The following is a 26,519-nucleotide window of genomic DNA, read 5'->3' on the forward strand; positions in this document are numbered from 1 at the left end:
GTTGGCGGCAGGATCGGGGTTGACGGGGGAGAGCGTGCTCACGAGTAGTGCACCTTCCGTTCGACGAACCGGACCTGAAGCACGGTAATGACCAGGAGGATGGCGAAGAGGACCACCGAGATCGACGCGGAGTATCCGGCCCGGTTGAAGGCGCCGAAGGCCTGCAGGTATGCCTCGTAAATCAGGGTGGACGTGCCGTTGCCCAGCGGAGTCATGATCCGGATCAGGTCGAAGGCCTGGAGGGAGCTGAGCATGGTGGTGATCAGCAGGAAGAACGTGGTGGGGGAGAGCAGCGGAATCGCCATGCTGACAAAGCGGCGGAACCCGCTGGCGCCGTCGAGCGACGCCGCCTCCATTACGTCCTGGGGCAGGGACTGGAGCCCGGCGAGGTAGACCACGGCGCAGTAGCCGAGGTTCTTCCAGATGTAGACGACGATGACCATCACCAGGGACAGCTGCGGGTCGTTGATCCATTGCGGGCTCTGCTGGCCGATGCCCCGCAGCAGCCAGGACAGCACCCCGTAGCCGGGATCGAAGATGAACAGCCAGACCAGCCCGACGCCGACGCCGCTGAGGACGTAGGGGGCGAAGACGGCGGACCGGGCGAAGGTGGTGCCGCGGACCTCGGAGTTCAGCGCCAGGGCCACCAGCAGGCCCAGGACCATGGAGCCGCCGACGGTGACCAGCGTGAAGACAGCCGTGGTGCCGAGCACCTTCGGGGCGTCGGCGCTGGTGAAGAAGTTGATGTAGTTGTCGAAGCCGACGACGGTGGCCGAGGCGGAGCCGAGGGTCCAGTCCAGGGTGGAGTAGTACATGTTGTTGATCAGCGGCAGGTAGGTGAACACTGCGATCAGTGCGAGGTTCGGCAGCGCCAGGGCGAGGAAGACGATAAAGTCCCGGCGGGTCCTGGCGGACCAGCGTCCCCTGCGCCGGTCCGAGGCGACGGTCCCGGCGGCAGCCGCGGGACGGTCGGTCAGTTGTCTAGTCATAGGGTCTCTAACGGATCCGGGCCTGCAGCGGGCAGGCGGTTGGGCGGGGGATCAATAACACTTCACCACACGGGCGGTGGGCGGAACCCCGCACAAGGCATTGTCAGAGCTTTGTTATGCCAGGCTTCCTTGCCCGTTTACCTCTTGTTGGTTGCAGTATTCCACACCGTTTGCCTGCCGTCGGGGAAGGGGCGGCGCTTTCCGGGGACCGGCTGCCGGCCGGGTCCGGGGTGGCCCACAATGGAGCCATGACTGCTATCACGGACGTGCAAGGAATCCGGGTGGGCCAGGCCTCCCGGACGGGGGAGGGGTGGCTGACCGGTGTCACCGTGGTCCTGCCGCCGCCGGGCACCGTCGGCTCCGTCGATGTGCGCGGCGGCGGCCCCGGCACGCACGAGACGGACGCGCTGGATCCGACCACCCTGAGCACCGCCGTCGACGCGGTGGTGCTGACCGGCGGCAGCGCCTTTGGGCTCGCAGCCGCGCACGGCGCCCAGCGCTGGTGCGAAGAAAACGGCCGCGGGTTTGCCGTGCCCGGCGGCGTGGTGCCGATCGTACCGGCCGCCGCCATCTTCGACCTCGGCCGCGGCGGCGACTTCGGCGCCCGCCCCGACGCCGCCATGGGGTACGCGGCCGCCGCCGACGCCGCCTCCCGCCAGGCCGGGCACGACGTCGACCGCGGCACCACCGGCGCCGGCACCGGAGCCCTCATCGGCCGGGGCCAATACAAAGGCGGCCTAGGCACCGCCTCCATCACCCTGGACACCATCTCCCCAGACGGCCCGGTCGTCGTTGGCGCCCTAGCCGTAGTAAACGCAATCGGTCTGCCCTTCAGCACGTCACCACCGCGGGCGGAAACCGGCAGCGTGGCAGAACCGGAGCAGGCGGCACATCCGGAACCCGGCAGCGTGCGTCTAAGCGACGAAGGAGGGAGCACGCAGAGGGTTTCGGATGCGCCGCCCACCGAACTAGGCGGGCCGCCAACCCTCAACACAACGCTTGTCGTCGTGGCGACCAACGCCATCCTGGACAAGGCCGAGTGCAAACGGACGGCGTCGGCAGCCCACGCCGGCCTCGCCCGGGCGCTGAACCCCAGCCACACCCTGGCCGACGGGGACACTGTCTTTTGCCTTGCCACGGGCGCCGTCGCGCTGGACCGCGGCACCGACGCTGCGCGGCAATTGAGCCTGATCACGCTGCAAAGCGCGGCAGCCGATGCTGTGCGGCTGGCTATCCTCGACGGGATAGCGGCCGCGTCGGATGTGGAGACGCCGGCGGGGCGTTTCCGTGCATACCCGGACGAGGTGCGCTAGCATGGCTGGATTTAACATTCGGCCCGCAATGCCGTAGTGTTGACTGTTGGTTGTCTGCCCTGTTGTGCCCTTTTGTGGCCTGGTGGCTGCAGCCAAGCAATCAAAAAGCGTCCGCAGTGGCCACCGGTGCGAGCCGGAGGGGCTGTGGCAACAACAGTTAGCGGAGGGTATGGCCAAGAAGGACGGGGTCATTGAGATCGAGGGCGTTGTGACCGAGGCGCTGCCTAACGCGATGTTTCGCGTTGAGCTCACCAACAAGCACATCGTTCTGGCACACATCTCTGGAAAGATGCGCCAGCACTACATCAGGATTCTCCCTGAGGACCGCGTAGTGGTGGAGCTGAGCCCTTACGACCTGACGCGTGGTCGTATCGTCTACCGCTACAAGTAAACACTGGGCGGCCGCGGCAACAGCCGGCGGCCGGTCCAGCTGACCAACTGCAACACGCAAAGGAACGCCATGAAGGTCAAGCCGAGCGTCAAGCAGATCTGCGAAAAGTGCAAAGTGATCCGCCGTAATGGCCGGGTCATGGTGATCTGCGAGAACCCGCGCCACAAGCAGCGCCAGGGCTAATTTCCTTCACCGGAAAACCCTGGGTTGCTAACCCACGCAAGTAAATAAAGGCAGCACAAGCTGATCTGGGACACTAAGCATGAACGAGTCCGGACAGCTAACCCCCGGTCGGAGGCTGGGGCCGTACGGATTGTGCGGGTGTACTGCCTACGACCTCCGGTTTATTCAAGGAGCACTGCCACTATGGCTCGTCTCGCTGGCGTAGACATTCCCCGCGAAAAGCGGCTGGAAATTGCGCTTACTTACATCTACGGCGTGGGCAAGACCCGTGCACACGAAACCCTGGCTGCCACCGGCATCAGCGCTGACGTTCGGGTCAAGGACCTGACGGACGCCGAGCTGGTCCAGCTGCGTGACTACATTGAAGGCAACTACAAGGTTGAGGGTGACCTTCGCCGCGAGGTAGCCGCCGACATCCGCCGCAAGGTCGAGATCGGCAGCTACGAAGGCCTGCGCCACCGCAAGGGCCTGCCCGTACGCGGCCAGCGTACGAAGACCAACGCCCGTACCCGCAAGGGTCCGAAGCGTACCGTCGCCGGCAAGAAGAAGGCCGGACGCTAGAAATAGCGTTCTCCCTTCCCCCAATAACTTTCTGTAGGAGAAATAATGCCCCCGAAGACTCGTGGTGCGGTCCGCAAGCCGCGTAAGAAGGACAAGAAGAATATCGCGCTGGGTCAGGCGCACATCAAGAGCACTTTCAACAACACCATCGTGTCCATCACGGACCCGACCGGTGCTGTCATCTCCTGGGCTTCGTCCGGTGAGGTTGGCTTCAAGGGCTCCCGCAAGTCCACCCCGTTCGCTGCCCAGATGGCCGCCGAAGCCGCTGCGAAGCGTGCACAGGAGCACGGCATGCGCAAGGTTGACGTGTTCGTCAAGGGACCGGGATCCGGACGCGAGACCGCCATCCGTTCGCTGCAGGCCGCTGGCCTCGAGGTGGGTTCCATCCAGGACGTCACCCCCAGCGCGCACAACGGCTGCCGCCCGCCGAAGCGCCGCCGCGTCTAATTTCTTGACCGGAGCTTGCCCGGATCCTCACGGGTCCGGGCAGGCCCCCGCCGCGTTAAGCCATTAGACCGATCTTTCCACCACCTGTGTTGCGTCATATAGCGGATGCTCGCCGAAAGGAAACCTAAGTGCTCATTGCACAGCGCCCCACCCTCTCCGAAGAGGTCGTCTCCGATAACCGCTCCCGTTTCATCATTGAACCGCTGGAGCCGGGCTTCGGTTACACCCTCGGAAACTCCCTCCGCCGTACCCTGCTCTCCTCCATCCCCGGTGCCTCTGTCACGAGCATCCGGATCGATGGCGTGCTGCACGAGTTCACGACGGTTCCGGGTGTCAAGGAAGATGTCACCGAGATCATCCTGAACATCAAGAACCTGTCGGTCTCCTCCGAGCACGACGAGCCGGTTGTTGCTTACCTGCGCAAGCAGGGCCCGGGAGTCGTCACCGCCGCGGACATCGCTCCGCCGGCCGGCGTCGAATTCCACAACCCGGATCTGCACATTGCCACGCTGAACTCGAAGGGCAAGTTCGAACTCGAACTGACCATCGAGCGCGGCCGCGGCTATGTTTCGGCAGCTCAGAACAAGTCCGGCGACTCCGAGATCGGCCGCATCCCGGTCGACTCGATCTACTCGCCGGTCCTGAAGGTTACTTTCCGCGTGGAAGCTACCCGTGTTGAGCAGCGCACCGACTTCGACAAGCTCATTGTCGACGTCGAGACCAAGCAGGCCATCGCCCCGCGCGATGCGGTTGCTTCGGCAGGCACCACCCTGGTGGAACTGTTCGGTCTGGCCCGCGAGCTGAACACCGCAGCTGAAGGTATCGAGATCGGCCCGTCGCCGACGGACGCTGCCCTGGCAGCAGACATGGCGCTTCCGATCGAGGATCTGGACCTCACCGTCCGTTCCTACAACTGCCTCAAGCGTGAGGGCATCCACACCGTGGGTGAACTCGTTGCCCGCTCCGAGGCTGACCTGATGGACATCCGCAACTTCGGTGCGAAGTCCATCGATGAGGTCAAGGCGAAGCTCGTCGAACTGGGTCTGTCCCTCAAGGACTCCCCTCCCGGTTTCGATCTCGCAGCCCGCGCCGCAGCCATCGAAGAGGACGACGCCGCGTTCAGCGACGACGAGCTCTAAAACAGATCTTGGCCAGCAGGCTGGACGCACCGCAGCGTGCACAGCCCGCCGGCTTCCATATGAGGAGAAATAGTTATGCCTACCCCCACTAAGGGTCCGCGCCTCGGTGGCGGCCCGGCTCACGAGCGTCTCATGCTCGCGAACCTGGCAGCCGCACTGTTCGAGCACAAGCGGATCACCACCACGGTGACCAAGGCCAAGCGACTGAAGCCCTACGCAGAGCGTCTGGTGACCTTCGCCAAGCGCGGCGACCTGGCTTCCCGCCGCCGCGTGCTCGGCCTGATCAGCAACAAGGGCGTCGTCCACGAGCTGTTCACCGACATCGCCCAGGCAGTCGAGAACCGCGACGGCGGCTACACCCGCATCACCAAGATCGGCAACCGCAAGGGCGACAACGCTCCCATGGCTGTTATCGAACTGGTCCTTGAGCCGGTTTCCGCCAAGCAGGCCGTCGTAGCCGAGGCTACCTCCGCTGCACAGCGCGATGCCGAGAAGAAGGACGCCGACAAGGCTGAAGCAGCTCCGGTCGCCGAGACCGAAGCCGCCGAGACCGAAGAGGCTCCCGAGGCTGAGGCCGCTGAGACCGAAGCCGCTGCAACCGAAGAGGCTCCGGCCGCCGAGGAAGCTGCCGCGGAGTCCGAGAAGGACGCCAAGTAGTTCCCACCGCGTTCTTATAGACTTAGGTCTATGAACGAGCTCAAACCCGCTGCCCCCGATTTGGGGGGCGGCGGGTTTTTGCGTATCCGTTTGGACCTGTCCTACGACGGCGGCCCGTTCAACGGCTGGGCCCTGCAGCCCGGGCTCCGCACCGTGCAGGGAGCCCTGGAGGAAGCCCTCGCGCTGCTGATCCGCCGGCCGGTCCGGGTGACCGTTGCGGGCCGCACCGACGCCGGTGTGCACGCCCGCGGCCAGGTGGTCCACCTGGACCTGAGCGAGGCGGAGTGGCTGGGGCTGGGCCGCAGCTCCGCCCTTGACCCGGCGTCGTCGCTGCTCCGGCGGCTCCGCGGAGCACTGGGCCGGGTACTCGGAAATCTGGGCGGCGCGGTCGAGGTCCACGGCGCCGCGCTGGCACCGGAAGGATTCGATGCGCGTTTCTCGGCGCTCTGGCGCCGCTACAGCTACCGGATCGCGGACGGCCCGGCGCTCTGGGACCCGCTTGGCCGGCACTCGACCCTCTGGCACAAGGAGCAACTCGATACGGCGCTGTTGAACGAGGGCGCCTCCCGCCTCCTGGGGCTGCAGGACTTCCGGAGCTACTGCAAACCCCGCGAGGGCGCCACGACCATCCGGGAACTGCAGCGGTTCGACTTCTCCCGCGGCGCCGACGGCGTTATCGTCGCCACCGTCCAGGCGGACGCTTTCTGCCACAACATGGTCCGCTCGCTCGTCGGTTCGGCCCTCTACGTCGGAGCCGGGGCGGAACCTCCCGGCTGGCTGTACGAGCGGCTGATCGCCCGGCAGCGGGACGCCCGGTCCGTGCTCGCTGCCCCGCACCCCCTGGTCCTGGAAGAGGTGGCCTATCCGTCTGCGGAGGGCCTGCTGGCACGCGCCGAACTGACCAGGGCGCGCCGGGTCTAGCCCTTCCGCCGGCCGCTGTGCCCTAGAACGCGGGCGGCGTGCCGTCCGCAGGCAGTTCGACCGTGAAGGTGCTGCCGCGGCCCGGCCGCGTGCTGCAGCTGATCGAACCGCCGTGGCCTTCCACGATCGCTTTGGTGATGGACAGGCCGAGCCCGGCGCCCGGGATGGCGCCGTCACGGACTGCCGGACTGCGGAAGAACCTGGTGAACACCTTCTCCGCGTCCGCGGCGGTCATCCCGATGCCGGAGTCCTGCACCCGTAACAGCAGCCGCCCGTCGCACGCCCGCGCCGAGACGGTCACCGCGCCCCCGTCGGGGGAGTACTTGATGGCGTTGGAGACAAGGTTGTCAAGGGCCTGGCTGATCCGCAGCGGGTCAACGTTCGCCCACAGCGGCGCCGGCACGTCCATTGCCAGGGACACCCCGGCGCAGTGGGCGTGGGCCTGGGCCGAGCCGAGGCTGGCCTCGACCAGCCCGGCGAGGTCCGTGCGGCGCGGCTGGACGTGAACGGCGGCGCTGGCCGACATCAGCAGGTCCGAGACGAGCGCCAGCAGGCGCTCGGCGTTCCGCTGCGCCACCTCGAGCCGGCGCAGCACCGCCTGCGGCAGCTCCTCGCCCAGGACCAGGTCGAGGTTGCCGATGATGGAGGTCAGCGGGGTCCTGAACTCGTGTGAGACGGTCGCGACGACGTCCTCCTTGGCGGCGAGGGCGTTGACCAGGCCGGTCACCTCGTTGTAAACGACGACGGCGCCATGGAAGCCGCCGTCGTCGTTGCGCAGCGGCTGCGCGGCGGTGGAGACGACGCGACTCCCGGGCGGCGTCCCAAAGCAGACCAGGTGGTCGGCGAAGGGCCCGCCCTCCAGCGCGCGGCGGAGCGGGCGCCGGTCGACGGGCAGCGGCGTTGACCGGTCCAGGCCGGTCAGCAGCAGGTTCGCTTCCCCCACCTGGTCCCCGGCAGCACCGTCCGCTGCGGGGACAGCCGGGGCGGCGGACGCCTCGAGCCGGGACTGCCAGCTGTTGGTGAGCAGGCGCCGTCCGTCCGCTCCGACGGCGACAATACCGACGTCGACCGTGTCCAGGATGGTGTTCAGCAGCCGTTCGCGTTCCCGGCTCTGCGCGAGCAGGGCCTGCAGCTGGGCTTCCTTGGCCGCGATCTTGGCCTGCTGGCGCCGCAGTTGCGCGCGGCCGACCTGGATGGCGAGCGAGACCGCCGCAGTCATCAGGGCAAGAAGGAGGATGGTGGGGATCCGTTTCCCGGCTTCCCCCGCGGGGGCGGACAGGATCCACGGCAGTCCGGCCAGCACGGGCCCAAGGAATCCGGTTGCGACCACCACCGCCGGGGAAAGCCGGGAGGCCGCGATCCAGACGATGGGAAGCACGGTCAGCACGCCGAGGCCGGGGAGTTCCTCTGCTGCCGCGGCCCGGCTGAGCCCGATAGCGGCCAGGTCCAGGAAGGGGATCACCAGCGGGGCCGAGCGGGCGAGGCGCTGCCACGGGATGAATGCGGAGGAGAGCAGGAGCGCGGCATGAAGGGCGAGGGCGGCCTGGCCCCAAGCGGTGTCCACGTGCAGGGTCCAGGCGGGCGGGGCCGCGGCCAGGCCGGCGGCGAAGAGCAGAGTCAGCGGCGCCTGGCGCGCCAGCACACGGAAACGCGGGGGCAGGTCTGCCACCCGGCGGGCCATGCCCGCGCCGCGGCCCAACCGCCATTCATCCACTGCGCCAGCCCCTTCCTCGCAACTGGAGTTTACATCCCTGTCACGTCAAGTTGACACAAAACATACTAGTGTTGGCGGTGTTACTGCGCCGTACCCCGAAATGGTGTCCTGGCGCGGGTAAGGTGACAGAACGTGTGCAGCATCGGATGTGAGGGTGGCATGACTGACCTAGGGGTGGCCGTCGTCGTTGAGGACGATGCGGATGTGCGCAACCTGGTGGAGGGCGTACTGCGGCAGGCCGGTTTCGAGGTCCATTCCGCCGCCGAGGGCCGGGAGGGCGTTGACGTCGTCCGGCAACGGGACGCCAGCGTGGTCACGCTGGATGTTGGCCTGCCCGACATTGACGGCTTCGAAGTGCTGCGGCGGATCCGGCAGTTCAGTGACGCGTATATCGTCATGTTGACCGCGCGCACCGACGAGCTCGACACCCTGACCGCGCTGCACACCGGGGCGGATGACTTCCTTACCAAACCGTTCCGGCCGCGCGAACTCAGGGCCCGGGTGGCTGCGATGATGCGCCGGCCCCGGCGGCCGGGGCAGGTCGCCCCGGGCAGCGCCGCACAGCGGCCGCAGGCGGACGCCGCCCCGGACAACGTGCTGCGCCACAACGGACTGGCGCTCAACCCGGACATGCGCTCCGTGGCAGTCGACGGCGAAGCGCTCGCCCTGACCCGCAGCGAGTTCGACCTCCTGCATGCGCTGCTCAAGGGCGCCGGAGCGGTCCGGTCCAAGACGGAACTGGTACGGGTGGTGCGCGGGGAGTACTACCGCGCCGATGCCTACATCAGCGAATCTGATGAACGTGCCGTTGAGGTGCACATCGGCAACCTGCGGAGAAAGCTGCAGGAGGACCCGGTGCAGCCGCGCTGGTTGCAGACCGTACGCGGCGTGGGCTACCGGCTGGCGCCGGAGCGGTCCTAGCCGTCCCAGAGGATGTAGCTGAACTCCAGCTCCGCCACGGTTTCCCCGCCGCGGGCAGCGAGCTCGGGCAGCCGGGAGGCGGCGTGCTCCAGGTCCCCGCGCCGGATCGCCTCTTCAAGTTCGCCGGCGAGCCCGGCCAGCCGCAGGCCGCCGACCATCGACGAGGACGTTTTCAGGCTCAGCACGGCGTCGAGGGCTGCCCCCTGCTCGCGGCGGTCCAGGGCGTCGGCGAGGGAACCGTAGCGCTGCTCCCACATCTGCGAGAAGTCCCGGGCGAACCCCTTGGCCAGTGCGGCGCTGTTGACCTGCTCGCCCAGCTCCTGCAGGGCGGCCGGGTCCACCAGGGGCGCCGTTTCTGCCGCCGCCGGCGCGCCTGCGCCCGCGGGTGAAACGGTGGCGGATACGGGGCCGGCGTTCCCCTCGTCGGGGCAGGCAGCTAAAAGAGACATGCCACTACGGTACCCGCTCTTCGAACCCGTGCCGGAGGCGGCGGGGGATCCTGCGGAAACCCTGCGGCTATCCTTCCGCCCGATATCTGCCGGTCTTTTGGAGGCGGTTTCGGCGGCCGTTTTGGCGGTTTCCGGGGTTGTCATTACTGGCCGCTGAAGGTGTTGATGGCGTTGATGACCGCAGGTCCCAGGATCGCGATGAAGAGCACCGGGAAGATGAAGAAGAGCAGCGGAAACAGGATGGTGACGGGCAGCTTCATGGCCTTCTCCTCGGCGCGCTGCCGTCGCTTGACGCGCATCACCTTGGCCTGGATCCGCAGCACCCTGCTGATCGCAATGCCGTAGGTGTCGGCCTGCACGACGGCCTGGACGAAGCTGCGCAGCTCCGGGATGCTGGTTCGTTCGGCCAGGGCCTGGTAGGACTCGCGGCGGCTCCTTCCCACCTGCATGTCCTGCAGGGTGCGGACCAGTTCCTCGGCCAGCGGCCCCTTGCCGTTCTCGCCGGCCCGTGCCATGGCACCTTCAAAACCAAGGCCCGCTTCGACCGAAATCAGCATCTGGTCCAGGGTGTTGGCCAGTTCCAGCTGCATGAGCTTCTGCCGTTCCTGGCCCTTGCTGTAGAGCAGCAGGTCGGGGATGAAGTAGCCCAGCAGCATCACGAACAGGCCCACGAGCTTTAACACCGGTGCCGGGGTGCCGGCCAGCCACAGGCCAAGCAGCGCTCCGGCGAGTCCCAGCAACGGCTTGGCAGCCAGCACGCGGCCGAGGGGGAGCGAGGCCGGGCGGCCGGCCAGGGACAGCAGCCGGTCGAGTTTCCGCGCGTAGGCCGGGGGCGTCAGCGCGTAGCCGACCCGGTCCAGCAGGGCCGACTGCCGGGGTGCGGCGGCCTCGGCGGGACCGGTGCCCTGCCGCAGCATCTGCCGGATGGCCCGTTGGGATTTCCGGTCCACGGAGAGCAGGGACCAGGTGAAGTACGCCGTCGGCATGCAGATCAGGAGCAATGCGGAAAGGATCAGGGGACTCATGGCGCCTCAGAATTTCAAGTCGATGATCTTGCGCATCCACAGGCCGCCGATCGTCATCAGGATCACGGAGGCCGCGATCATGCCCCAGCCCAGCGGGTTGGTGAACATGACGTTCATGTAGCCGGGATTGACCAGCATCAGCATGAGGACGATTCCCACCGGCATGGCCATCAGGATGTATGCGGAGAACTTCCCTTCGGCGGCGAGGGACCTGATGTGGCCTTTGATCTCGCTGCGCTCGCGGATGGTTTCGTTCACCTGGTCCAGCACCTCGGCAAGGTTGCCGCCCACTTCGCGGTTGATCTGGATGGCCTGGGCAACCCAGACGAAGTCCTCGTTCCGCATCCGTTCGGCGGTGTCGTTGAGCGAGGCCAACAGGTCCCGGCCCAGTGAGGTTTCGGTAATGACGCGGCGCATCTCTTCGGCCGTGGGGCTCTGCGATTCGCTGCCGGCGGCGTCGATGGCCCGCAGGATGCTGTGCCCGGCGCGCAGGCCGCCGGAGAGCAGTTGCAGGGTGTCGCCGAGTTGCTCGTCGAACTTGGCGCGGCGCTTGCCCGCGAGGACCGTGAGGACGAGATGGCCGGCTACCGGCGCCAGCAGCACCAGCAGGAAGGCAAGCAGCGGGCCGCCGACGACGAAGCCGGCGAGGGCGCCGACGAACGCGCCGACCAGCAGCAGCACGTAAAAGTCGCCCTGTCCTAGGCGCAGGCCGGCCTGTTCCAGCGCCTCCCGGTTGAAGAGCCGGATCTTCCGCCGTGCGAAGAAGGTGTCCGCCAGCTGGACCGCCGAGCCGGCGACGCGGCTGAGCGAGGAATCAGGCGAAACCTCGACGGGTCGGCGCCGGTCCAAGGGAACGCGTGCGGCTCCCGGTGCGAGGACGGCGACGGTGAACAGCAGCAGCGCAGCGGCCAGGAAGGCGGTGCCGAGGGTGAGGTTCATGGCCGGATCACGCCCTGCCGGCCGGGGCGGGCGCCGCGAAGACGTTCGGGGACACGTAAATGCCCATGTCCTCGAAGCGGTCGATGAACCGCGGCCGGATCCCCGTCGCCACGGGCCTGCCCAGGAAACGGCCATGGGCGTCGACACCGGCGGAATAATCGAACACGAAGGCGTCCTGGAGGGTGACGATGTCGCCTTCCATGCCCTGCACCTCGGTCACATGGGTGATGCGCCGCGTCCCGTCCCGCAGCCGGGAGATCTGGACGATCAGGTTCACGGCGGACGCGATCTGCTCACGGATCGCGCGCAGGGGCAAGTCCATCCCGGCCATCAGCACCAGCGTTTCAAGGCGGGCGACGGCGTCGCGCGGCGAGTTCGAGTGCACGGTCGACAGCGAACCGTCATGGCCGGTGTTCATGGCCTGGAGCATGTCCAGCGACTCCCCCCCGCGGACCTCGCCGACGACGATCCGGTCCGGGCGCATGCGCAGCGAGTTCCGCAGCAGGTCCCGGATCGTGACCTCGCCCTTGCCTTCCGTGTTCGGCGGCCGGCTTTCGAGCCGCACCACATGTTCCTGCTGGATCTGCAGCTCGACCGCGTCCTCGATGGTGACGATGCGTTCATCGTGCGGCAGGAAGGACGACAGCACGTTCAGCAGTGTGGTCTTGCCGGTGCCAGTGCCGCCGGAGACGATGATGTTCAGCTTGGCCCGGACGCAGGCGTTGAGCAGCTCGGCCATCTCCGGGGTCAGCGTGCCGAAGTCGATCAGGTTGCGGACGGTCAGGGGGACCTTGCTGAACTTGCGGATGGTCAGCGAGGAGCCGCCGACGGCGAGCGGCGGGATGACCGCGTTAACGCGCGAGCCGTCCTCGAGCCGGGCGTCGACCAGCGGTGAGGACTCATCGATCCGGCGGCCCACCTTGGACACGATCCGCTCGATCACCTTGCGCAGGTGGTCCTCGGAGCTGAACCGCGAGTCGGTCAGGGTGAGCTGGCCCTTTCGTTCTACGTAGATCTGGTCCATCCGGTTGACCATGATCTCGGTGACCGCCGGATCGTCCAGCAGCCGCTGGAGCGGACCGTAACCGAGCACGTCGTCGGCGACATCGCGGACCAGCCGGGTGCGCTCCTCGGTGGACAGCGGTACCTGTTCGGCGTCAATGATGCGGATCAGTTCATCGCGTGCCGTGGCGCGCAGTTCTTCTTCCTTGACCGCGGAGTCGCTGAACCGCGTGCCCATCCGTTCGAACAGGGCGGTGGCGGCGCGTTCCTTCAGCGCCGCGAAGGCGTCGACCGGGTGCTGGGCCCTGGCACGGGCATCGTGGGTATCGGGGAACGACGGCGCGGCCGCGGCCAGGCGCGAAGGCTCGGGGCGCTGCCGGTTGGCAGTTGCTGCGTCCGCGGCTGAGGCGGGCGCGGGTGCCTGGGCGGCCGCCGTCGTCACCGTTGTGGCCCGCGACGGCGGCGCCGGCCGAGTTGGCTGCGTCGGCGCGCCGGTCTCCGCGGCGGAAAGGCGCTCGGAGAGCTTCACTTACACCACCACCCGTCGGTGCAGCTTCTTCTGGGCACTGGCCCGCCAGGCCGGGTCAAAGCGCGTCACGAGCTGCCGCAGCCCCTTCACCGCGGGGTCGCGGCGGCCGTCCTGCAGGACCGGGATGCCCCGGTTCGTGGAGTACGCCACAGCCTTGGACCGCGGAATGCTCACGTCCACCGGTGCGCCGATCGTTGCCTCAACGTCCTGGACGCTGAGCCCGGACTTGGCGTCGGCCATGTTCAGCACCACGTGGCGGGTCTCGGGGAGCAGGTCCAGCCGGCGCAGGATCTCTAGTCCGGAGCGCAGTCCCCGGATGCTGGGCACGTCCATGCCACTGACCCAGACGACGTCGGTGCACTGCTCCATCGCGGCCAGGCCCACCTCGGGGAGGCCGGGGGCGGTGTCGACGACGACGTACTGGAACTGCTCGGCGAGCTGTTCCAGCAGCCGGCTGACCTGCTGGGGAGTGATGTCGTCGGCTTCCACGGGGGTCCGGGGAGCGCAGAGGGCGTAGATGCTGCTCGGGTGCACGGTAAGGAAGGCCTTGAGTACCAGCGAGTCCTGGCTGGCCGAGGCCGAGACGGCGTCAGTGACGGTGTGCTCCGGGTTCAGGTACAGCCCGGATGCGACGTCGCCGAACTGCAGATCCAGGTCCACGATCACGACGCCCATCGGGGCGACCTGGCCCAGGCCGATGGCTATGTTGGTGGCGATGGTGGTCTTGCCCACCCCGCCCTTGGGCGAGAAGACGCCGATGACCAGGCCCTTGGGGCTCTTGTCCGGCTGCTGGACGGCCGTGGCCCGGGTGCGGCTGGCGTAAGACTGACACGCACGTTCCAGCAGCACCCTGATCTGGGCCGGGTCCGAGCCGGGGCTGAGGATGTCCCGGATGCCGGCGCGCATCGCCAGGAGCACAAAGTCCGGGTCGGGCTCCCCGACCAGGATCACGCTGAGCTCGGGCAGCTGGACGTCGAAGACCGTGGCGAGCCGCAGGGCGTCCTCCACGGGGATGTCCGGGCCCAGGATCAGGACCTCGGGCCGCTCCTGGTTGAGGTTGGCGAAAAGTTCGCCGGGATCGGCGGGATTGATGTACGCGAAGGTCTGGACGCCGCCCGGCAGGCCGCCTGCAACCGCCTGCCGGAGCCGCGCGTCGAAATCGGTGTTGGGGGTGATGAGGACAAAGCGGCTCACTTGTAGACCTCCGGTTTGGTGATGATGCCGGGCCGGCCGCTGTCCTTTGCGTCGAGGGGCTCGCGGCTGAGCCACAACTTCTCGAACTCGGCGGCGTAGACGATCTTGGCGGCGTCGACGTCGTTGACGGCGACAGTGACGATCAGCATCCCGGTGGGGAGCGAGGTGTCCTCCGTCGGCTCCGTGGACCCGTCCGACGCTGCTTTGGGTGTTGCCACGGGTGCGCGCTGGACCGCTGTCACGAGGGCCTTGTGAACCGTCAACTGCGTGGTCGACTTCTCCGGTTTGGCCTCCAGCCCGCCTTCCTTGAGGTTGATGAAGACCCCCACGTGGTCGCCCGGTGCCAGACGACCGCCGACGACGCGCTGGGGTTCGAGCTGGAAGGACACCTCCTGCAATCCCTTGGGGACCTGCACGGATCCACTGGCCTTAAGTTCCTTCGGCTCCACCAGCCGCTCGGCCACGAGCTGCTCGCCGGGCACCAGGTCGACGGCGGTGACCTTGCCGGCCTCCTTGTCCAGGGTCTTCAGCGCTGAAGCGGAGACGGCCTTGTCGGGGAGTTCCTGGCTGGTGACAAAAGCCTTAAGCGTTTCCACCGGGGTGCCGGCCGGGACAGCCCGCTGCACCACGAGGACAGTGACTGGTTGGAGGTTCTGAACGGCACGGGTGTCGGCGCCCTGGGCGTAGCTGACAACGAGGATGGCACCGAGGATGGCCAGCACGACGGCGGCCAGCCCTGCCAATAAGCGTGACTTCAAAAACTGCTCCTGAACCGGTTGGGGGACTGCGGGTACAAAGTGTTATTGGGTGAGTCGAACGATCGTGGCGCCGTTGGCGTCGACGGGGCCGAGGGTGAATCCGTCGGCCAGGGAGACGTACTTGATGAAACTCCCGATGATGCCGCGGCAATTGCCGTCGCACGCCACGGAGGACGGGACGGTGGGCGCGGTGTTCCGGAAGGCATCGGGCAGGGTGCTGTTGCCGCTGAACTTCCAGCCCGCCACCTTGAAGGCGGCGAAGGACGTCAGGCCATAAACGGCGCCGTTGCCGGTGCCCGTCACGCGGTCAAAGACCGGGAGCAGCACGACGACCTCTTTGCCGGCCGTGAGGTCGGAGGCCCAGCGGTTCAGCGTGGCCGCGCAGTTGGCGGGGGAGCTGTTGCCGGGGTCGCTGCCGCCCTCGCTCACCGCAAGGTCGATCAGGCCACCGCATACGCCGGGGTCGCTGACCAGCCAGCCGAAACCGCCCTCGACGGGCGCGCCGGAGGGCCCGTAGTTGCAGTCCGGGTTGGCGTTGCTGCCGTGGTTCTGCAGCAACTGGAGGCTGCCGTCGACGTGTCCGCGAACCTGGCAGACGGAGAAGGCGACGGGAAACGCCGTTGGCCCCTTCACCGGACTGCCCCACGTGACGGCTGAGGTGGCCAGCACATCTGTGGAGTTGATGCCCATCGCCCGGGCGAGGAACAGCGAAACCTGGTTCGGCGTCTTGCCCGGTTCCTGGGCTCCGGCGGTAACCGTGACGGTGCGGTTAGCCTTGTCAAGCAGCAGCGCGGCGACGTTGCTCGCGCCGTCGCCGGCGTTGCCGTTGGCGAGCCCTCGCGCGAGGGTGGAGGCGGCCGAGCAGTCAGCGTCGTTGATGTCTTTGGCACACTTTTGCGCGACGGCCAGGGCGGCCGCGTCCGAGCCGTTGCGCAGCTGGGTGCGCTCCGCGTAGAGCATGCCGACGTCGACGGCGAGGGCAGCAAACCCGAGCAGGGCGACCATGAGGATGGCTACGACGACGGCGATGCCGCCGCGCTCGCGGTCACCGCCGGCAACAGGACTGCCTAGCCGCCGCACAGCATGACTCCTTTGCCTTCCATCGGGAACGGTCCGGCGATGCCGGTCATCGTGGAGAGGGTGTAGGTGATCTTGACCGTCACCTGGGCGCCGGAGGTGCACGGGGTTGGCCCGACCGTGATGTTCGAGTCCGTGAGGGCCGGCTGCAAGCCGGCTGTTGCGTTCTTCACCGCCGTGCGCGCCGCGGAGGCGCTGTTGTTAATGGCCATCACCCGGACGCCCTCCCGGGCGGCGCTTGAAAGCGATATCTGTACGTTGTAGGCGCGGCCAAACTCCATGATTCCCAGCAGGACCATGATCAGGACCGGCGCCAGAAGGGCGAACTCCACGGCGACGGCGCCCCGCTCGTTTGTCTTGGACATGGGGACCGCCTCTCTGGGAGCGCTGTGGAATGGCGCGGGAACCAGCGAGGGTTGGGAAAGGCCGGAGCCTTCCCCAACCCTCTCTGGTGGATCGCGGGAGTACTACTTAGAGCAGGTACCGGGTGTAGTCGTACCGTCGACCGTGGTCGCGGCGGACATGGTGCCACCCTTGACGCTGCACGCGACGTTGTCGAACGTGGACTTCAAGTTTCCGCCGAGCATGGTGACCGCGACGATGATGACGACGGCGATGAGGGAGACCATGATGCCGTATTCGACGGCGGTCGCGCCGCGCTGGTCGCGGCGAAGGCGGTTTGCGATGGTGGAGAAGAAGGAACGCATTGGTGACTCCTGAGCGAGTTGGGCGGCTGGCCCTGCACCAGCACTGAAAGGAACTTAGCAACGGCCGACACGCCGTCAATCCGTTTTTCGCTCATCCTGTGCCAAGGCTTCCTAAACTGTCCCTTTCCTGTCCTTTCCCTGCGCAGATCCTGCGCTCAGGCCCGCTCCGGCGCCGGGAAGCCGCGGATCGTACCGGGGGTCCGGACATAGGAGGACCCCCTTGGCTCTGGGTACCAAGGGGGTCCGGTCTAGGGGCGGCCCGAAGGCGGGCCGCGGGTTATTTATTGGTGAAAACCTCCGCGATGCTCATCACGGTCGGGCCCAGCACCACGATGAACAGGGTCGGCAGGATCGTGAAGATCAGCGGAAACAGCATCTTGACCGGCATCTTCATGGCGTGTTCTTCGGCCCGCTGGCGGCGTTTCGTGCGCATATCCTTCGCCTGGGCGTTCAACACGTTCGCGATCGCGATTCCGTATGCATCGGCCTGGACCACGGCGCGGACGAAGGACCGCAGATCCGGCACGTCCACGCGCTGGGACATCGCCAGGTACGCTTCCTTGCGGGAACGGCCCACCTGGATGTCCTGCAATGTCCGGATCAGTTCCTCGGCCAGCGGGCCGTTTCCGTTCTGACCGGCCCGGGCCATGGCGGTTTCGAAGCCCAGCCCGGCCTGGACCGAGATGAGCATCTGGTCCAGCGCGTCCGGCAGGTCAAGCTTGATCCGCTGGCGACGCTTTTGGGCGTGATTCCGAAGGAGAATGTCCGGGACAAAGTAGGCGAGCGCGGTCACGGCGACCATGAGGAGGACGTTGCCGGTGGTGGGCTTTCCGGCCACGACGAAGATGCCGAGCATTGCCCCGGCAAGGGCCAGCAGGGGCTTGACCATGATGACGCGGCCGAGCGGCCACTCCTTGGGCCGACCCGCGCCGGCGAGCTGCTTGTCCAGCCAAGCGGTGTATCCCTTGGGCGTTATCTTCCGGGTCAGGGCCGCGAACTGGCCCGAAGCGGACAGGGCCGAACCGGCGTCCTGCGGGCCGCGGCCGAGGTTCGCTTGCACGTTGCGCAATCCGGCCCGGTCCCCGGTGAACGCGAGCCAGGTCATGATCGACAGCGGGGCGACAACTGCCAGGATTGCTGCATAAGCAATGGTTTGCACGGTGTCTCCTTCCTCAGAACTTCGGCTTGATGAGTCGGCTGAGCCAGAAGCCACCGGCTGCCAGCAGGAGCAGGGCTGCAGCGATCATCAGGTAGCCCGGGAGAGTCGTTAGGAAAACTTTCGAGTACAGCGGGTTGAAAAGAGTCAGCACCGTGAACATCAGGACAGGCAGCGCCATGAGGACGATGGCGGACATCCGTCCCTCCGCGCTCAGGGCCCTGACCTGGCCCCGGACCTGATTGCGGTCCCGGATGGTCTCGCCCACGTGGTCGAGGACCTGGGCGAGGTCGCCGCCCACTTCCCGGTGGATCTCAATGGCCCGCGTGATGGAGGCGAAGTCCTCATTGTCGGTCCGCCGCGAGACGTCAGCGAGAGCTTCGCCGAGGTCCCTGCCGATCCGCGTTTCGTTGACAACCCGGTTGAGCTCCTCCTTCATGGGGGCTTCCGACTCCTCGGCTGCGGCATCTACCGACCGCAGGAGGCTGTGGCCCGCCCGGAGGCCACCGGCCAACATCTGCAGCGAGTCGGGCACCTGTTCGTCGAACTTCTTCCGCCGCCTGGCGGCCAGAAAGTTGAGCAACAAAACCAGGCCTACCGGGGTCACAACCGCCAGCAGGACCGCCAAAGCAGGCCCGGCGAGGAGGAACCCCAGCACCGCCGCCACGAAAGTGAACGCACCGGCCATCAGGAGGTAGTCCCCGGGCTGCTTCTTCAGTCCGGCGCTGTCGAGCTTCTCGCGGCTCAGGAAACCCGGGCCCCGGCTCCGCAGCCCTTGGTTCAGGGTGCTGACGGCCTGGTCCGTGAGCCGGGTAAGGCCGGAGGAAGGGACATGGACGGCGTCGGGGCGGCGCCGCGACAACGGCACCGACTCTGACTTGAGTACGACGCCGACCAGGATGGCCAGGGACGCATAAGCCAGGACCAGCCCGGCGACGAAGGCGAGCGGCGACTGCTCCAGCATGGTCACCGCCCCCTGACGGGGCCGGCACCGAACACGGCCGGTGAAATCGCAATGCCGAGTTCGGCGAAGCGGTCCGTGAAGCGGGGCCGAACGCCGGTGGGGATGGGCTTGCCGAGGAAGCGGCCCTGGGCATCGACGCCGGCTGAGTAGTCGAACACGAACGCGTCCTGGAGGGTGACGATGTCCCCTTCCATGCCCTGGACCTCCGTGATGTGGGTGACCCGGCGCGATCCGTCCCGCAGGCGGGAGATGTGCACGATCAGGTTCACGGCCGAGGCCACTTGTTCCCGGATAGCGCGCAGGGGCAAGTCCATGCCGGCCATCAGCACCAACGTTTCCAGCCGGGCAATGGCGTCCCGGGGGGAGTTCGCGTGGACGGTGGAGATGGAGCCGTCATGTCCGGTGTTCATGGCCTGCAGCATGTCCAGGCATTCACCGCCGCGGACTTCGCCGACGACGATGCGGTCCGGCCGCATGCGCAGCGAGTTGCGCACGAGGTCACGGATGGAGATTTCGCCCTTCCCCTCGATGTTCGGCGGCCGGCTCTCCAGCCTGACCACGTGATCCTGCTGCAGCTGCAGTTCCACAGCGTCCTCGATGGTCACGATCCGGTCAGCGCCCGGAATGAAGGAGGACAGGACGTTCAGCAGTGTGGTCTTGCCGGTGCCCGTACCGCCCGAAACGATGATGTTCAGCCGGGCCTGCACGCAGGCCTGCAACAGCTCCGCCATCTCTGGCGAGAGGCTGCCCATCGAAATGAGGTCGTGGACGGTCAGCGGATCGCGGCCGAACTTCCGGATGGTCAAGGCGGCGCCGTTGACGGCCAGCGGCGGGATGATGGCGTTGACGCGCGAACCGTCCGACAGCCGGGCATCCACCAAGGGGGAGGACTCGTCAATGCGGCGCCCGACGTTGGAAACGATCCGCTCGATGACCCGCCGCAGAGCGTCGTCCGAGGTGAACTTCGCGTCCGTGAGCTGGAGCTGCCCCTGGCGTTCCACGTAGATCTGGTTGAAGCGGTTGACCATGACCTCGGTGACTGTGGGGTCGTCCAGGAAGCGCTGGATCGGGCCGTGGCCCAGCACGTCGTCGATAATCTCCCGGATCAGCCGCTGCCGCTCGACCGAAGTGAGCGGAATCTGCTCCTCATCGACGACCGCTTTAAGCTCGTCCTTGACCGTCTGGTGGAGCTCCGTTTCGTCGACCGAGGAATCCGTGATGCGCGATCCGAGCCGTTCGAAGAGTGCCTGGCTGGCACGTTCCTTGAGGGCGGTCAGCGCCTCACTGGCGACAGCGTCGGTCTGCTGGAGGTCGTCGAACCCCGGCTGTGCCCCTGCGGCGGTCTTCGCCTCGAGGATCCGCCCCAGGGTGACCGGTGGGGCGTAAGAGGCGAAGACGTCCTCGCCGGGGGTCGTCCGGGGCGGAGCGGGGGTGCCTCCGCGCAGCTGCTGGAAACGATCGGTGAGGCTCACTGGACTACCGCCCTTCGGTGCAGTTGCTTGTGCGGTCGGGCGTCCCACTCCGGCTTGAAGCGTTCAACCAGTTGGCGCAGGCCTTTCAGCGCGGCGTCCCGGCTGCCGTCCTGGAGGACGGGCACCCCCTTGTTGGTCGAGAACGGCAACGTCCGGGACCGCGGCAGAACCACGTCCACCGGGGCGCCCACGGTGGCCTCGACATCCTTCAGAGTCAGCCCCGCGCGCCGGTCCGCCATGTTCAGCACGATGTGCCGGTGGGCCGGGACCAGGTTGAGCTCGTCAAGAATTCCGAAGCCGGTCCGCATTCCCCTGATGCTGGGGACGTCCATCCCGCAGATCCAGACTGCATCGGTGGCCTGTTCCAGCGTGGCCAGGACATGCTCGCCCAGCCCGGGGGCGGTATCAACCACGACGTAGCGGAACTCCTTCCGCAACTGCTCCAGCAGGTGGGAGACGTGAGCCGCGCTGATCCGGTCCATTTCCACCGGCGTGCGCGGGGCGCACAGGGCATAGATACCGGCCGGGTGGACGGTCAGGTAGGTTTTCAGCACCATGGAGTCCTGACTGGCCGCTCCCATGACAGCGTCGGTGATGGTGAATTCCGGTTCCAGCAGCAAACCGCTGGCCACGTCGCCGAACTGCAGGTCGAGATCGACAATCACCACGCCCATCGGGGCGCTCTTGCCCAGCCCAACCGCGATGTTGGTGGCGACGGTGGTTTTGCCGACGCCGCCCTTGGGTGACATCACGGCAATGACCCGCCCGGCGCCGTGGTCGGCGTGTTCGGTGGCCTGCGGGCCGAGTCCGCGGCGCCTGCCGGCGGCGGCAAGGCTGGCCCGCTCGAGCATGACCCGGATAGTGTCCGGGTCTGCTCCGGGATCCAGCAGATCGCGCACGCCGGCGCGCATTGCCTGGACCACTGTCTCCGGGTCTGCCGTGACGGCCAGGACAACGCTGATCTCCGGGTACTGCAGGTCCACCACAGCGGCCAGCTTCAGCGAGTCGGCCACGGGGACGCCTGGCCCAAGGATCAGGACCTCGGGGGGCTCGCCGACCATCTGACGCATGATGTCGGCCGGACCCTCCGGCAGGTAGTCGGCTTTGAAGGCGTGGAGTTCGCCGTGCATGCCGCTGACGGCGAGCCGTACCAGCCGCTCGAAGTCGGCGTTGGGCGTGATCAGAACGAAGCGGCTCATCGGAACAACCTCGACGGATCCACGTAGCTGGCACCGGTTTCGGCCGCGTTCTGCGGCTCCTTGGAGAGGTAGACCTTTCCAAACTCTGCGGCGAACACAATCCGCTCGGCGTCAGCTGCGTTGCGGGCGATGGTGATCAGATAGGTGCGGTCGCTCGGGACCTTGGTGCTGGTGCTGCCCGTCGTCGACGCGGCCTGGGTGGTGCCGGCTGTCCCGGCGGCGGTCTGCGCGGCAGCGCCGTCACTGAACTGGGCCGCGGTGACCAGGACCTTGTGGAAGCTCAGCTGCGTCTTGCTCACCTTCTGCCCGTTCGCTCCGGCGGAGACTGATTCCAGGGAGAGGAAGACGCCGACAGTGTCACCGGCGTTCACCTTCCCGCCAGCCACCCGTTCGATCGGGAGTTTCAGGGTGATTTCCTGCAGTCCAGCAGGGACCTGGACCCTGGAGGGGCCGAGGAACGACTGTTCGTCCACCATGCGGCTGGAGAGCAGCTGCTCGCCGGGTACCAGGGTGACGGCTGCGACCTTTGAGCCAAGCGAAGCGAGGTCCGTGACTGTGTTGCTGGCCAGTGCGGCCTTCGGTACTTCTTTCCTGGTAACGGAGGAGGCAATCTTATCCGCCGTTGCGCCGGCCGGGATGGCCTGCTGCACGACATAAACTGTTTCCGTTTCCGTCCCGGCCATTGCACGTTTATCAGCATTCTGTACATAAGAGACCAATAAGACAGTTCCAATAATAGCCACAATAAGTGCGGCGATGCCCCCCAGCAGGCGTGTTTTCATTTCTACCCCTTAGAAATATTGCTATTTGATGAGCCGGATATTCACTGTTCCGAGGTCCGGGCCGGTACCCGGGGTTCCCCCTACCTCGCCGATGGATTCGAAGCGGATGAATTGGCCGATGATGCCCCGGCAGCTTCCGGTGCAGGCATTGGCGGGAGTGCCGACCCAGGGCATCGTTGCCCGGAAGACCTCCGGCGTCCCTCCGCCGGAGAAAGCCCAGCCGATGATCTTGAAGGTCGCGTAGCCGCGGATGTGGAACCACCCGCCGTGGCCGGTGCCGCCGGCGTCGTCATAGACCGGGACCGTCGCCTCCACGGTGCCGCCGGCGAGGATTGTGTCCCGCCAGGCGGTGACAATCGCGGTGCAGCTGCCCGGGAAGCTCGCGCCGGTGTCGGTACTGGCGATGTCCCCGGAGTCGGTGGTGGCCGTGCAGGCCCCGCCATCATCCAGCCAGCCGAAGCCGCCAGGAATGACGTGCCCAGAGGTGGACGTGCAGGTTCCGGTGCCGGGCTTGTACTTGATCAGCTGGATATCGCCGCTCTCCTCCGCGCCGGAGAGGTCGTACTGGCAATCAGAGATGGCCAAGGGAAACGCCGTCGCTCCGCCGAGCGGTTCGATCACGGCAGTGGCGCGGGCCCCGACCGTCACCGGGGGAGCGTTCAGCGCACTGGCGAACAGTTGGGTGAGGAAGCCGGCACCGCTGGTTCCGTTGCGGGTGGACGTGGCTACGGTGACCTGGCCCGGCACGGCAAGGTCCACGGAGTCCACCGTCGTGGCGCCATCGTTGGAGTTTCCGGCGGTCATGTCCTGGGCCCAGGTAAGAGCCTGTGCCGTGCAATCGCCCGGCGCACGGTGGCACTGCTGTGCGGCAGCCATGGCCCCTGCATCCGCGGCGTTCTGTAGTTGGGCCCGTTCGGCATAGATCTGGCCGACGTCCACCGCCATGGCGCCGGCCCCGATGAGGACCAGCATCATGACCGCGACCAGGACGCCGGCGGCGCCGCGCTCCTTCTCGCGTTTGTCGATCAGCCGCCGCATCGCATGGCTCCTACGCCGGTCATGGTCAGCGTGCCGCCCAACAGTCCGGTAAGGGTGTTGGCGGTATAGGTGACGGTGACATTCGCGGTCAGCCCCTCGGCGCAGGCGCCCGGAGCAAAGGCGAAGGTGAAGGAGCCGGGATTCAGGCCGGGGGCCCCGGCGATGGCGGCGGTCCGGGCGAGAGCCTGGTCGTTCTCGATGGCCATGGTGCGGGCCGCCTCGCGGGCGGCCTGAGTGACCGAGATCTGCAGGTTGTAGGCGTGAGAAAACTCGACGATGCCGCCCACCAAGGCCAGCAGGACAGGTGCGACGAGGGCGAACTCGACGGCGGCGGCCCCCCGCTCCGACCGGCCGGTGGCCGGTGGCCGTGCAGTGCTGCGCTTCATTGCTTCCCCCCAGGGATCGATGCAGCTGGTGTTGAGAAAAATCAATCAAGGAACACGTGTGCCGCGTCCGCGCTTGGCGGACGCGGCACATCGGGTGGTGCAGAGACCCCGGCCGGGAGACCTCCGGCCGCCAGGCGGTTCGCTACGGAGCGCGCCAGGTGTTGACCTCGTTTGCCAGAGCCGTGAACCAGTTGCTGAGCGACTGCCCGAACAGAGTGGCCCCGCCGATGACCAGGAACGCGATGAAGGCGACGAGCAGCGAGTATTCCGTTGCGGTGGCGCCCTTTTCGGATTCGAACTTGTCCTTGACGCCGGCGACGAACGCGAGCATTGAAACCATGAGACCAGTCATTGAATTAATCCTTTTCCAGAGTTTTGAATGAACTACGGAATTCCAGCAAATCCCCTTATTGCTAACCCCCTGGACTTCCGCTGGGACAACAGTTGCACGGCCATTTGAGGCGCGGCAACGCATTGCACTACTCGTCTTTTGGGGGCCGAAAGGGGCGAATCACCTAGGGCTAATTTCGGCGGTACTCAGTCGGGGCCCCGGAGCGGACGCGGACTACTTGGTTTGATGCGGCTGCTTACTAATGTGAGCCGAGATGAGGCGGTGGCTCCTGTTACGGGAGTAGCAGAATGACAGCCAGGCCGGCGGCGAGCATGGAGGGGCCGTAGGCCACCTCTTGGGGCTTGTTTCCGCGGTTCTTCAGCATCAGGATCACGGAGGTCAGGCCACCCGCCACGAAGGCGAAAGCTCCGCCGTAGAAGAGCTGCGTCCAGCCTAGGTAGCCTAAGTACAGCCCAAGTGGTGCGGCCAGCTTCACGTCACCCATTCCGAGGCCGTTCCGGCTGGTTAAAGCCAAAAAAAGATAGAAAAAGAACAAGATTCCGGACCCGGCGGCTCCGCGAAGCACGTCTCCGGCCGACCCCTGGAACCAGGCGGCAACACTGAGGAGGGCCAGGCCGGCAACCAGCAGCGGGCCCACCAGTCGGTTCGGCAGCAGGTGGTGCGCGATGTCGATCCGCGCCAGTTGCACCGCGAAGACCCCGAGCAGGACATAGGCGGGCAGTTCCGGGGCGCTGCCGAACCGCCAAGCGAGCAGCATGGAAACCGCCGCCGTGGTTGCCGCCATTACCGCCAGCTGGCGGGCGGACGTGCTGCCGGCGAGGCGGGGGAGGACGCGCCGGATCACGGGCTCTGCGATGAGCGCAAGGCATGCACCGGCGAGGGCGGCCCCGGCGATCAGGAGCAGCGGTGCGGGGCCTGGGAAGGTGGGAAGGAGCACGGTACCTCCGAGGACGCTGCGGACCGGGATCGGGCGGCCGGCGGATTGAAACCGGACCGCGCACCCCATTTTGACCCACGCGCAGGGCTTCCGCTATTCTTGGTAGTCGTTGTGCGTGTCCTATCTCGATGACGCGTGCCGATTGAGAATCCGGTTGCAGGATAACTACTCAACGTGCACGTTCGAGACCACAGGATGACTGGTTACATAGAGCCCTCACCTCTGTTCCGGTAGCGCATAGATAGTAGGCGCACCTCGCGTGACGCCTAAAACAAGAACGCCAGAACAAGAACGAGGCAAACACCGTGCGTACGTACACCCCGAAGCCCGGCGATATCAACCGCCAGTGGCACGTCATTGACGCCACCGACGTTGTCCTTGGTCGTCTTGCCAGCCAGACCGCAATCCTGCTGCGCGGCAAGCACAAGGCCACCTTTGCGTCCCACATGGACATGGGCGACTTCGTCATCATCATCAACGCTGAGAAGGTTGCCCTCACCGGCGCCAAGCTGGAGCAGAAGCGCGCATACCGCCACTCCGGCTACCCGGGCGGCCTGACGAGCGTTAACTACGCTGAGCTGCTGGAATCCAACCCGGTCCGCGCCGTGGAGAAGGCCATCAAGGGCATGCTCCCGAAGAACTCGCTCGCTGCACAGCAGCTGGGCAAGCTGAAGGTTTACCGCGGTGCAGAGCACCCGCACGCCGCCCAGCAGCCCAAGACTTTCGAAATCACCCAGGTCGCCCAGTAGTCCTGGCCACCAAGCAACTTATTAATACAAGGAGAACCGTGGCTCAGAACGAAGAGACCACCGAAGCCGTCGAGGCTGAGGAAAACCTGACCAGCTACACCTCGGAGAGCGGTGCTGCTGACGCGGCCGCCCCGAAGAAGGAACGTCCGGCACTGACCGTCGCCGGCGCAGCTGTTGGCCGCCGCAAGGAAGCCGTTGCACGCGTTCGCGTCGTGCCGGGCTCCGGCAAGTGGACCATCAACGGCCGCGAGCTGTCGAACTACTTCCCGAACAAGCTGCACCAGCAGGACGTCAACGAGCCCTTCAAGATCCTCGATCTCGAAGGCGCCTACGACGTCATCGCCCGCATCCACGGCGGTGGCCCCTCCGGCCAGGCCGGTGCACTGCGTCTCGGCATCGCCCGTTCGCTGAACGAGATCGACGTCGAGAACAACCGCGCCACCCTGAAGAAGGCCGGCTACCTCACCCGTGACGCCCGCGTCATCGAGCGTAAGAAGGCTGGTCTCAAGAAGGCCCGCAAGGCTCAGCAGTACTCCAAGCGCTAACCAGCGCCTTCCCGCGCAAGCAG

31 protein-coding genes are annotated in these 26,519 nt (G+C 66.7%); 11 read left to right on the top strand and 20 right to left on the bottom strand.

All coding sequences use genetic code 11. The features are described 5' to 3' along the window. Positions 1-38 precede the first annotated feature (38 nt). Positions 39-989: a carbohydrate ABC transporter permease gene (locus ASG71_RS06325; protein WP_200947945.1), complete on the bottom strand. Its 951-nt coding sequence runs from the start codon at positions 987-989 to the stop codon at positions 39-41. A gap of 248 nt (positions 990-1,237) precedes the next feature. Between ASG71_RS06325 and ASG71_RS06330 the strand changes: the two genes are divergently transcribed. The 8 genes from ASG71_RS06330 to ASG71_RS06365 all read left to right on the top strand — a co-directional run bounded on the left by ASG71_RS06330 (position 1,238) and on the right by ASG71_RS06365 (position 6,601). Continuing rightward, the gene (locus tag ASG71_RS06330; protein WP_056737823.1) at positions 1,238-2,302 is read left to right on the top strand and encodes a P1 family peptidase; all 1,065 of its coding nucleotides are present in this window, start codon (positions 1,238-1,240) and stop codon (positions 2,300-2,302) included. Positions 2,303-2,471: 169 nt separating this feature from the next. Further along, on the top strand, positions 2,472-2,693 hold the full coding sequence (gene infA / locus ASG71_RS06335) for a translation initiation factor IF-1 (RefSeq protein ID WP_009358723.1): 222 nt from the start codon (positions 2,472-2,474) through the stop codon (positions 2,691-2,693). Positions 2,694-2,762: 69 nt separating this feature from the next. Further along, positions 2,763-2,876 (top strand): 50S ribosomal protein L36, encoded by a 114-nt coding sequence (gene rpmJ, locus ASG71_RS06340; protein WP_009358722.1) that lies wholly within the window; start codon positions 2,763-2,765, stop codon positions 2,874-2,876. Positions 2,877-3,059: 183 nt separating this feature from the next. Continuing rightward, a complete protein-coding gene (gene rpsM, locus ASG71_RS06345) occupies positions 3,060-3,437 on the top strand; it encodes a 30S ribosomal protein S13 (RefSeq protein WP_011775569.1) in 378 nt (125 codons plus the stop codon). A gap of 45 nt (positions 3,438-3,482) precedes the next feature. After that, positions 3,483-3,884: a 30S ribosomal protein S11 gene (gene rpsK, locus ASG71_RS06350; protein WP_056737824.1), complete on the top strand. Its 402-nt coding sequence runs from the start codon at positions 3,483-3,485 to the stop codon at positions 3,882-3,884. A gap of 128 nt (positions 3,885-4,012) precedes the next feature. Next, complete coding sequence (locus ASG71_RS06355) at positions 4,013-5,023, top strand: DNA-directed RNA polymerase subunit alpha (RefSeq protein WP_024366109.1); 1,011 nt, start codon at positions 4,013-4,015, stop codon at positions 5,021-5,023. Positions 5,024-5,098: 75 nt separating this feature from the next. Then, entirely contained in the window at positions 5,099-5,680 is a 582-nt protein-coding gene (gene rplQ / locus ASG71_RS06360) for a 50S ribosomal protein L17 (RefSeq protein ID WP_056737825.1), read from the top strand. Between the two features lie 30 nt (positions 5,681-5,710). Then, complete coding sequence (locus tag ASG71_RS06365; RefSeq protein WP_200947946.1) at positions 5,711-6,601, top strand: tRNA pseudouridine synthase A; 891 nt, start codon at positions 5,711-5,713, stop codon at positions 6,599-6,601. 22 nt (positions 6,602-6,623) lie between these two features. Here ASG71_RS06365 and ASG71_RS06370 read toward each other — a convergent pair whose 3' ends face one another. Then, positions 6,624-8,315: a sensor histidine kinase gene (locus ASG71_RS06370; RefSeq protein ID WP_235563943.1), complete on the bottom strand. Its 1,692-nt coding sequence runs from the start codon at positions 8,313-8,315 to the stop codon at positions 6,624-6,626. A 159-nt stretch (positions 8,316-8,474) separates the two neighbouring features. On the opposite strand from ASG71_RS06370, the gene ASG71_RS06375 reads away from it, so the two are divergent. After that, the gene (locus ASG71_RS06375) at positions 8,475-9,236 is read left to right on the top strand and encodes a response regulator transcription factor (RefSeq protein ID WP_056737826.1); all 762 of its coding nucleotides are present in this window, start codon (positions 8,475-8,477) and stop codon (positions 9,234-9,236) included. Here ASG71_RS06375 and ASG71_RS06380 read toward each other — a convergent pair. The 18 genes from ASG71_RS06380 to ASG71_RS06465 form a co-directional block, all read right to left on the bottom strand. Continuing rightward, positions 9,233-9,685, bottom strand: coding sequence for an Hpt domain-containing protein (locus tag ASG71_RS06380; protein ID WP_056737827.1), 453 nt, complete (start codon positions 9,683-9,685; stop codon positions 9,233-9,235). The two genes, ASG71_RS06375 and ASG71_RS06380, sit on opposite strands and share 4 nt — an antisense overlap. 143 nt (positions 9,686-9,828) lie before the next feature. Beyond that, complete coding sequence (locus tag ASG71_RS06385; protein WP_056737828.1) at positions 9,829-10,710, bottom strand: type II secretion system F family protein; 882 nt, start codon at positions 10,708-10,710, stop codon at positions 9,829-9,831. A 6-nt stretch (positions 10,711-10,716) separates the two neighbouring features. Next, complete coding sequence (locus ASG71_RS06390) at positions 10,717-11,649, bottom strand: type II secretion system F family protein (protein ID WP_056737829.1); 933 nt, start codon at positions 11,647-11,649, stop codon at positions 10,717-10,719. A gap of 7 nt (positions 11,650-11,656) precedes the next feature. Then, entirely contained in the window at positions 11,657-13,180 is a 1,524-nt protein-coding gene (locus ASG71_RS06395; RefSeq protein WP_056737830.1) for a CpaF family protein, read from the bottom strand. Continuing rightward, positions 13,181-14,374 carry an AAA family ATPase gene (locus ASG71_RS06400; RefSeq protein ID WP_056737831.1) on the bottom strand — a complete coding sequence of 398 codons (1,194 nt, stop codon included), beginning with the start codon at positions 14,372-14,374 and terminating at the stop codon, positions 13,181-13,183. It abuts the gene before it with no gap. Further along, positions 14,371-15,132, bottom strand: a complete 762-nt coding sequence (locus ASG71_RS06405; RefSeq protein WP_056737832.1) for a Flp pilus assembly protein CpaB — start codon at positions 15,130-15,132, stop codon at positions 14,371-14,373. The genes ASG71_RS06400 and ASG71_RS06405 overlap by 4 nt, the downstream gene beginning before the upstream one ends. A gap of 42 nt (positions 15,133-15,174) precedes the next feature. Then, complete coding sequence (locus ASG71_RS06410; protein ID WP_056737833.1) at positions 15,175-16,212, bottom strand: TadE/TadG family type IV pilus assembly protein; 1,038 nt, start codon at positions 16,210-16,212, stop codon at positions 15,175-15,177. Beyond that, on the bottom strand, positions 16,200-16,574 hold the full coding sequence (locus ASG71_RS06415) for a TadE/TadG family type IV pilus assembly protein (protein ID WP_056737834.1): 375 nt from the start codon (positions 16,572-16,574) through the stop codon (positions 16,200-16,202). The genes ASG71_RS06410 and ASG71_RS06415 overlap by 13 nt, the downstream gene beginning before the upstream one ends. A gap of 102 nt (positions 16,575-16,676) precedes the next feature. After that, on the bottom strand, positions 16,677-16,916 hold the full coding sequence (locus tag ASG71_RS06420) for a Flp family type IVb pilin (RefSeq protein ID WP_056737835.1): 240 nt from the start codon (positions 16,914-16,916) through the stop codon (positions 16,677-16,679). Positions 16,917-17,193: 277 nt separating this feature from the next. Next, the gene (locus ASG71_RS06425) at positions 17,194-18,075 is read right to left on the bottom strand and encodes a type II secretion system F family protein (protein WP_056737836.1); all 882 of its coding nucleotides are present in this window, start codon (positions 18,073-18,075) and stop codon (positions 17,194-17,196) included. Between the two features lie 13 nt (positions 18,076-18,088). Continuing rightward, on the bottom strand, positions 18,089-19,036 hold the full coding sequence (locus ASG71_RS06430) for a type II secretion system F family protein (protein WP_056737837.1): 948 nt from the start codon (positions 19,034-19,036) through the stop codon (positions 18,089-18,091). A 2-nt stretch (positions 19,037-19,038) separates the two neighbouring features. Continuing rightward, entirely contained in the window at positions 19,039-20,508 is a 1,470-nt protein-coding gene (locus ASG71_RS06435) for a CpaF family protein (RefSeq protein ID WP_056737838.1), read from the bottom strand. Beyond that, the gene (locus ASG71_RS06440) at positions 20,505-21,707 is read right to left on the bottom strand and encodes an AAA family ATPase (RefSeq protein WP_056737839.1); all 1,203 of its coding nucleotides are present in this window, start codon (positions 21,705-21,707) and stop codon (positions 20,505-20,507) included. Before ASG71_RS06440 ends, ASG71_RS06435 begins: the two co-directional genes overlap by 4 nt. After that, positions 21,704-22,357, bottom strand: coding sequence for an RcpC/CpaB family pilus assembly protein (locus tag ASG71_RS06445; protein ID WP_235563944.1), 654 nt, complete (start codon positions 22,355-22,357; stop codon positions 21,704-21,706). Before ASG71_RS06445 ends, ASG71_RS06440 begins: the two co-directional genes overlap by 4 nt. 153 nt (positions 22,358-22,510) lie before the next feature. Next, positions 22,511-23,527: a pilus assembly protein TadG-related protein gene (locus ASG71_RS06450; RefSeq protein ID WP_056737841.1), complete on the bottom strand. Its 1,017-nt coding sequence runs from the start codon at positions 23,525-23,527 to the stop codon at positions 22,511-22,513. Further along, entirely contained in the window at positions 23,515-23,913 is a 399-nt protein-coding gene (locus ASG71_RS06455; protein ID WP_056737842.1) for a TadE/TadG family type IV pilus assembly protein, read from the bottom strand. Before ASG71_RS06455 ends, ASG71_RS06450 begins: the two co-directional genes overlap by 13 nt. A 142-nt stretch (positions 23,914-24,055) precedes the next feature. Further along, positions 24,056-24,265, bottom strand: a complete 210-nt coding sequence (locus tag ASG71_RS06460) for a Flp family type IVb pilin (RefSeq protein ID WP_056737843.1) — start codon at positions 24,263-24,265, stop codon at positions 24,056-24,058. A 271-nt stretch (positions 24,266-24,536) separates the two neighbouring features. Further along, on the bottom strand, positions 24,537-25,202 hold the full coding sequence (locus ASG71_RS06465; protein WP_056738583.1) for a prepilin peptidase: 666 nt from the start codon (positions 25,200-25,202) through the stop codon (positions 24,537-24,539). 305 nt (positions 25,203-25,507) lie between these two features. Between ASG71_RS06465 and rplM the strand changes: the two genes are divergently transcribed. Both rplM and rpsI read left to right on the top strand, forming a co-directional pair. Then, positions 25,508-25,951, top strand: coding sequence for a 50S ribosomal protein L13 (gene rplM / locus ASG71_RS06470; RefSeq protein WP_015937805.1), 444 nt, complete (start codon positions 25,508-25,510; stop codon positions 25,949-25,951). Between the two features lie 38 nt (positions 25,952-25,989). Further along, complete coding sequence (gene rpsI, locus ASG71_RS06475; RefSeq protein ID WP_056737844.1) at positions 25,990-26,496, top strand: 30S ribosomal protein S9; 507 nt, start codon at positions 25,990-25,992, stop codon at positions 26,494-26,496. The last annotated feature ends 23 nt before the right edge of the window (positions 26,497-26,519 follow it).

Source organism: Arthrobacter sp. Soil763, assembly GCF_001428365.1.
Classification (GTDB): Bacteria; Actinomycetota; Actinomycetes; order Actinomycetales; family Micrococcaceae; genus Arthrobacter.

What these genes read in the sequence shown, in the direction of transcription:
- ASG71_RS06440 (WP_056737839.1), bottom strand. Translation starts at nt 21,707, where the DNA reads ATGAGCCGCTTCGTTCTGATCACGCCCAACGCCGACTTCGAGCGGCTG.
- ASG71_RS06330 (WP_056737823.1), top strand. Translation starts at nt 1,238, where the DNA reads ATGACTGCTATCACGGACGTGCAAGGAATCCGGGTGGGCCAGGCCTCC.
- ASG71_RS06375 (WP_056737826.1), top strand. Translation starts at nt 8,475, where the DNA reads ATGACTGACCTAGGGGTGGCCGTCGTCGTTGAGGACGATGCGGATGTG.
- ASG71_RS06365 (WP_200947946.1), top strand. Translation starts at nt 5,711, where the DNA reads ATGAACGAGCTCAAACCCGCTGCCCCCGATTTGGGGGGCGGCGGGTTT.
- ASG71_RS06390 (WP_056737829.1), bottom strand. Translation starts at nt 11,649, where the DNA reads ATGAACCTCACCCTCGGCACCGCCTTCCTGGCCGCTGCGCTGCTGCTG.
- ASG71_RS06415 (WP_056737834.1), bottom strand. Translation starts at nt 16,574, where the DNA reads ATGTCCAAGACAAACGAGCGGGGCGCCGTCGCCGTGGAGTTCGCCCTT.
- ASG71_RS06380 (WP_056737827.1), bottom strand. Translation starts at nt 9,685, where the DNA reads ATGTCTCTTTTAGCTGCCTGCCCCGACGAGGGGAACGCCGGCCCCGTA.
- rpmJ (WP_009358722.1), top strand. Translation starts at nt 2,763, where the DNA reads ATGAAGGTCAAGCCGAGCGTCAAGCAGATCTGCGAAAAGTGCAAAGTG.
- ASG71_RS06325 (WP_200947945.1), bottom strand. Translation starts at nt 989, where the DNA reads ATGACTAGACAACTGACCGACCGTCCCGCGGCTGCCGCCGGGACCGTC.
- ASG71_RS06430 (WP_056737837.1), bottom strand. Translation starts at nt 19,036, where the DNA reads ATGCTGGAGCAGTCGCCGCTCGCCTTCGTCGCCGGGCTGGTCCTGGCT.
- ASG71_RS06455 (WP_056737842.1), bottom strand. Translation starts at nt 23,913, where the DNA reads ATGAAGCGCAGCACTGCACGGCCACCGGCCACCGGCCGGTCGGAGCGG.
- ASG71_RS06420 (WP_056737835.1), bottom strand. Translation starts at nt 16,916, where the DNA reads ATGCGTTCCTTCTTCTCCACCATCGCAAACCGCCTTCGCCGCGACCAG.
- rpsM (WP_011775569.1), top strand. Translation starts at nt 3,060, where the DNA reads ATGGCTCGTCTCGCTGGCGTAGACATTCCCCGCGAAAAGCGGCTGGAA.
- rplQ (WP_056737825.1), top strand. Translation starts at nt 5,099, where the DNA reads ATGCCTACCCCCACTAAGGGTCCGCGCCTCGGTGGCGGCCCGGCTCAC.
- infA (WP_009358723.1), top strand. Translation starts at nt 2,472, where the DNA reads ATGGCCAAGAAGGACGGGGTCATTGAGATCGAGGGCGTTGTGACCGAG.
- ASG71_RS06385 (WP_056737828.1), bottom strand. Translation starts at nt 10,710, where the DNA reads ATGAGTCCCCTGATCCTTTCCGCATTGCTCCTGATCTGCATGCCGACG.
- ASG71_RS06460 (WP_056737843.1), bottom strand. Translation starts at nt 24,265, where the DNA reads ATGACTGGTCTCATGGTTTCAATGCTCGCGTTCGTCGCCGGCGTCAAG.
- ASG71_RS06450 (WP_056737841.1), bottom strand. Translation starts at nt 23,527, where the DNA reads ATGCGGCGGCTGATCGACAAACGCGAGAAGGAGCGCGGCGCCGCCGGC.
- rpsK (WP_056737824.1), top strand. Translation starts at nt 3,483, where the DNA reads ATGCCCCCGAAGACTCGTGGTGCGGTCCGCAAGCCGCGTAAGAAGGAC.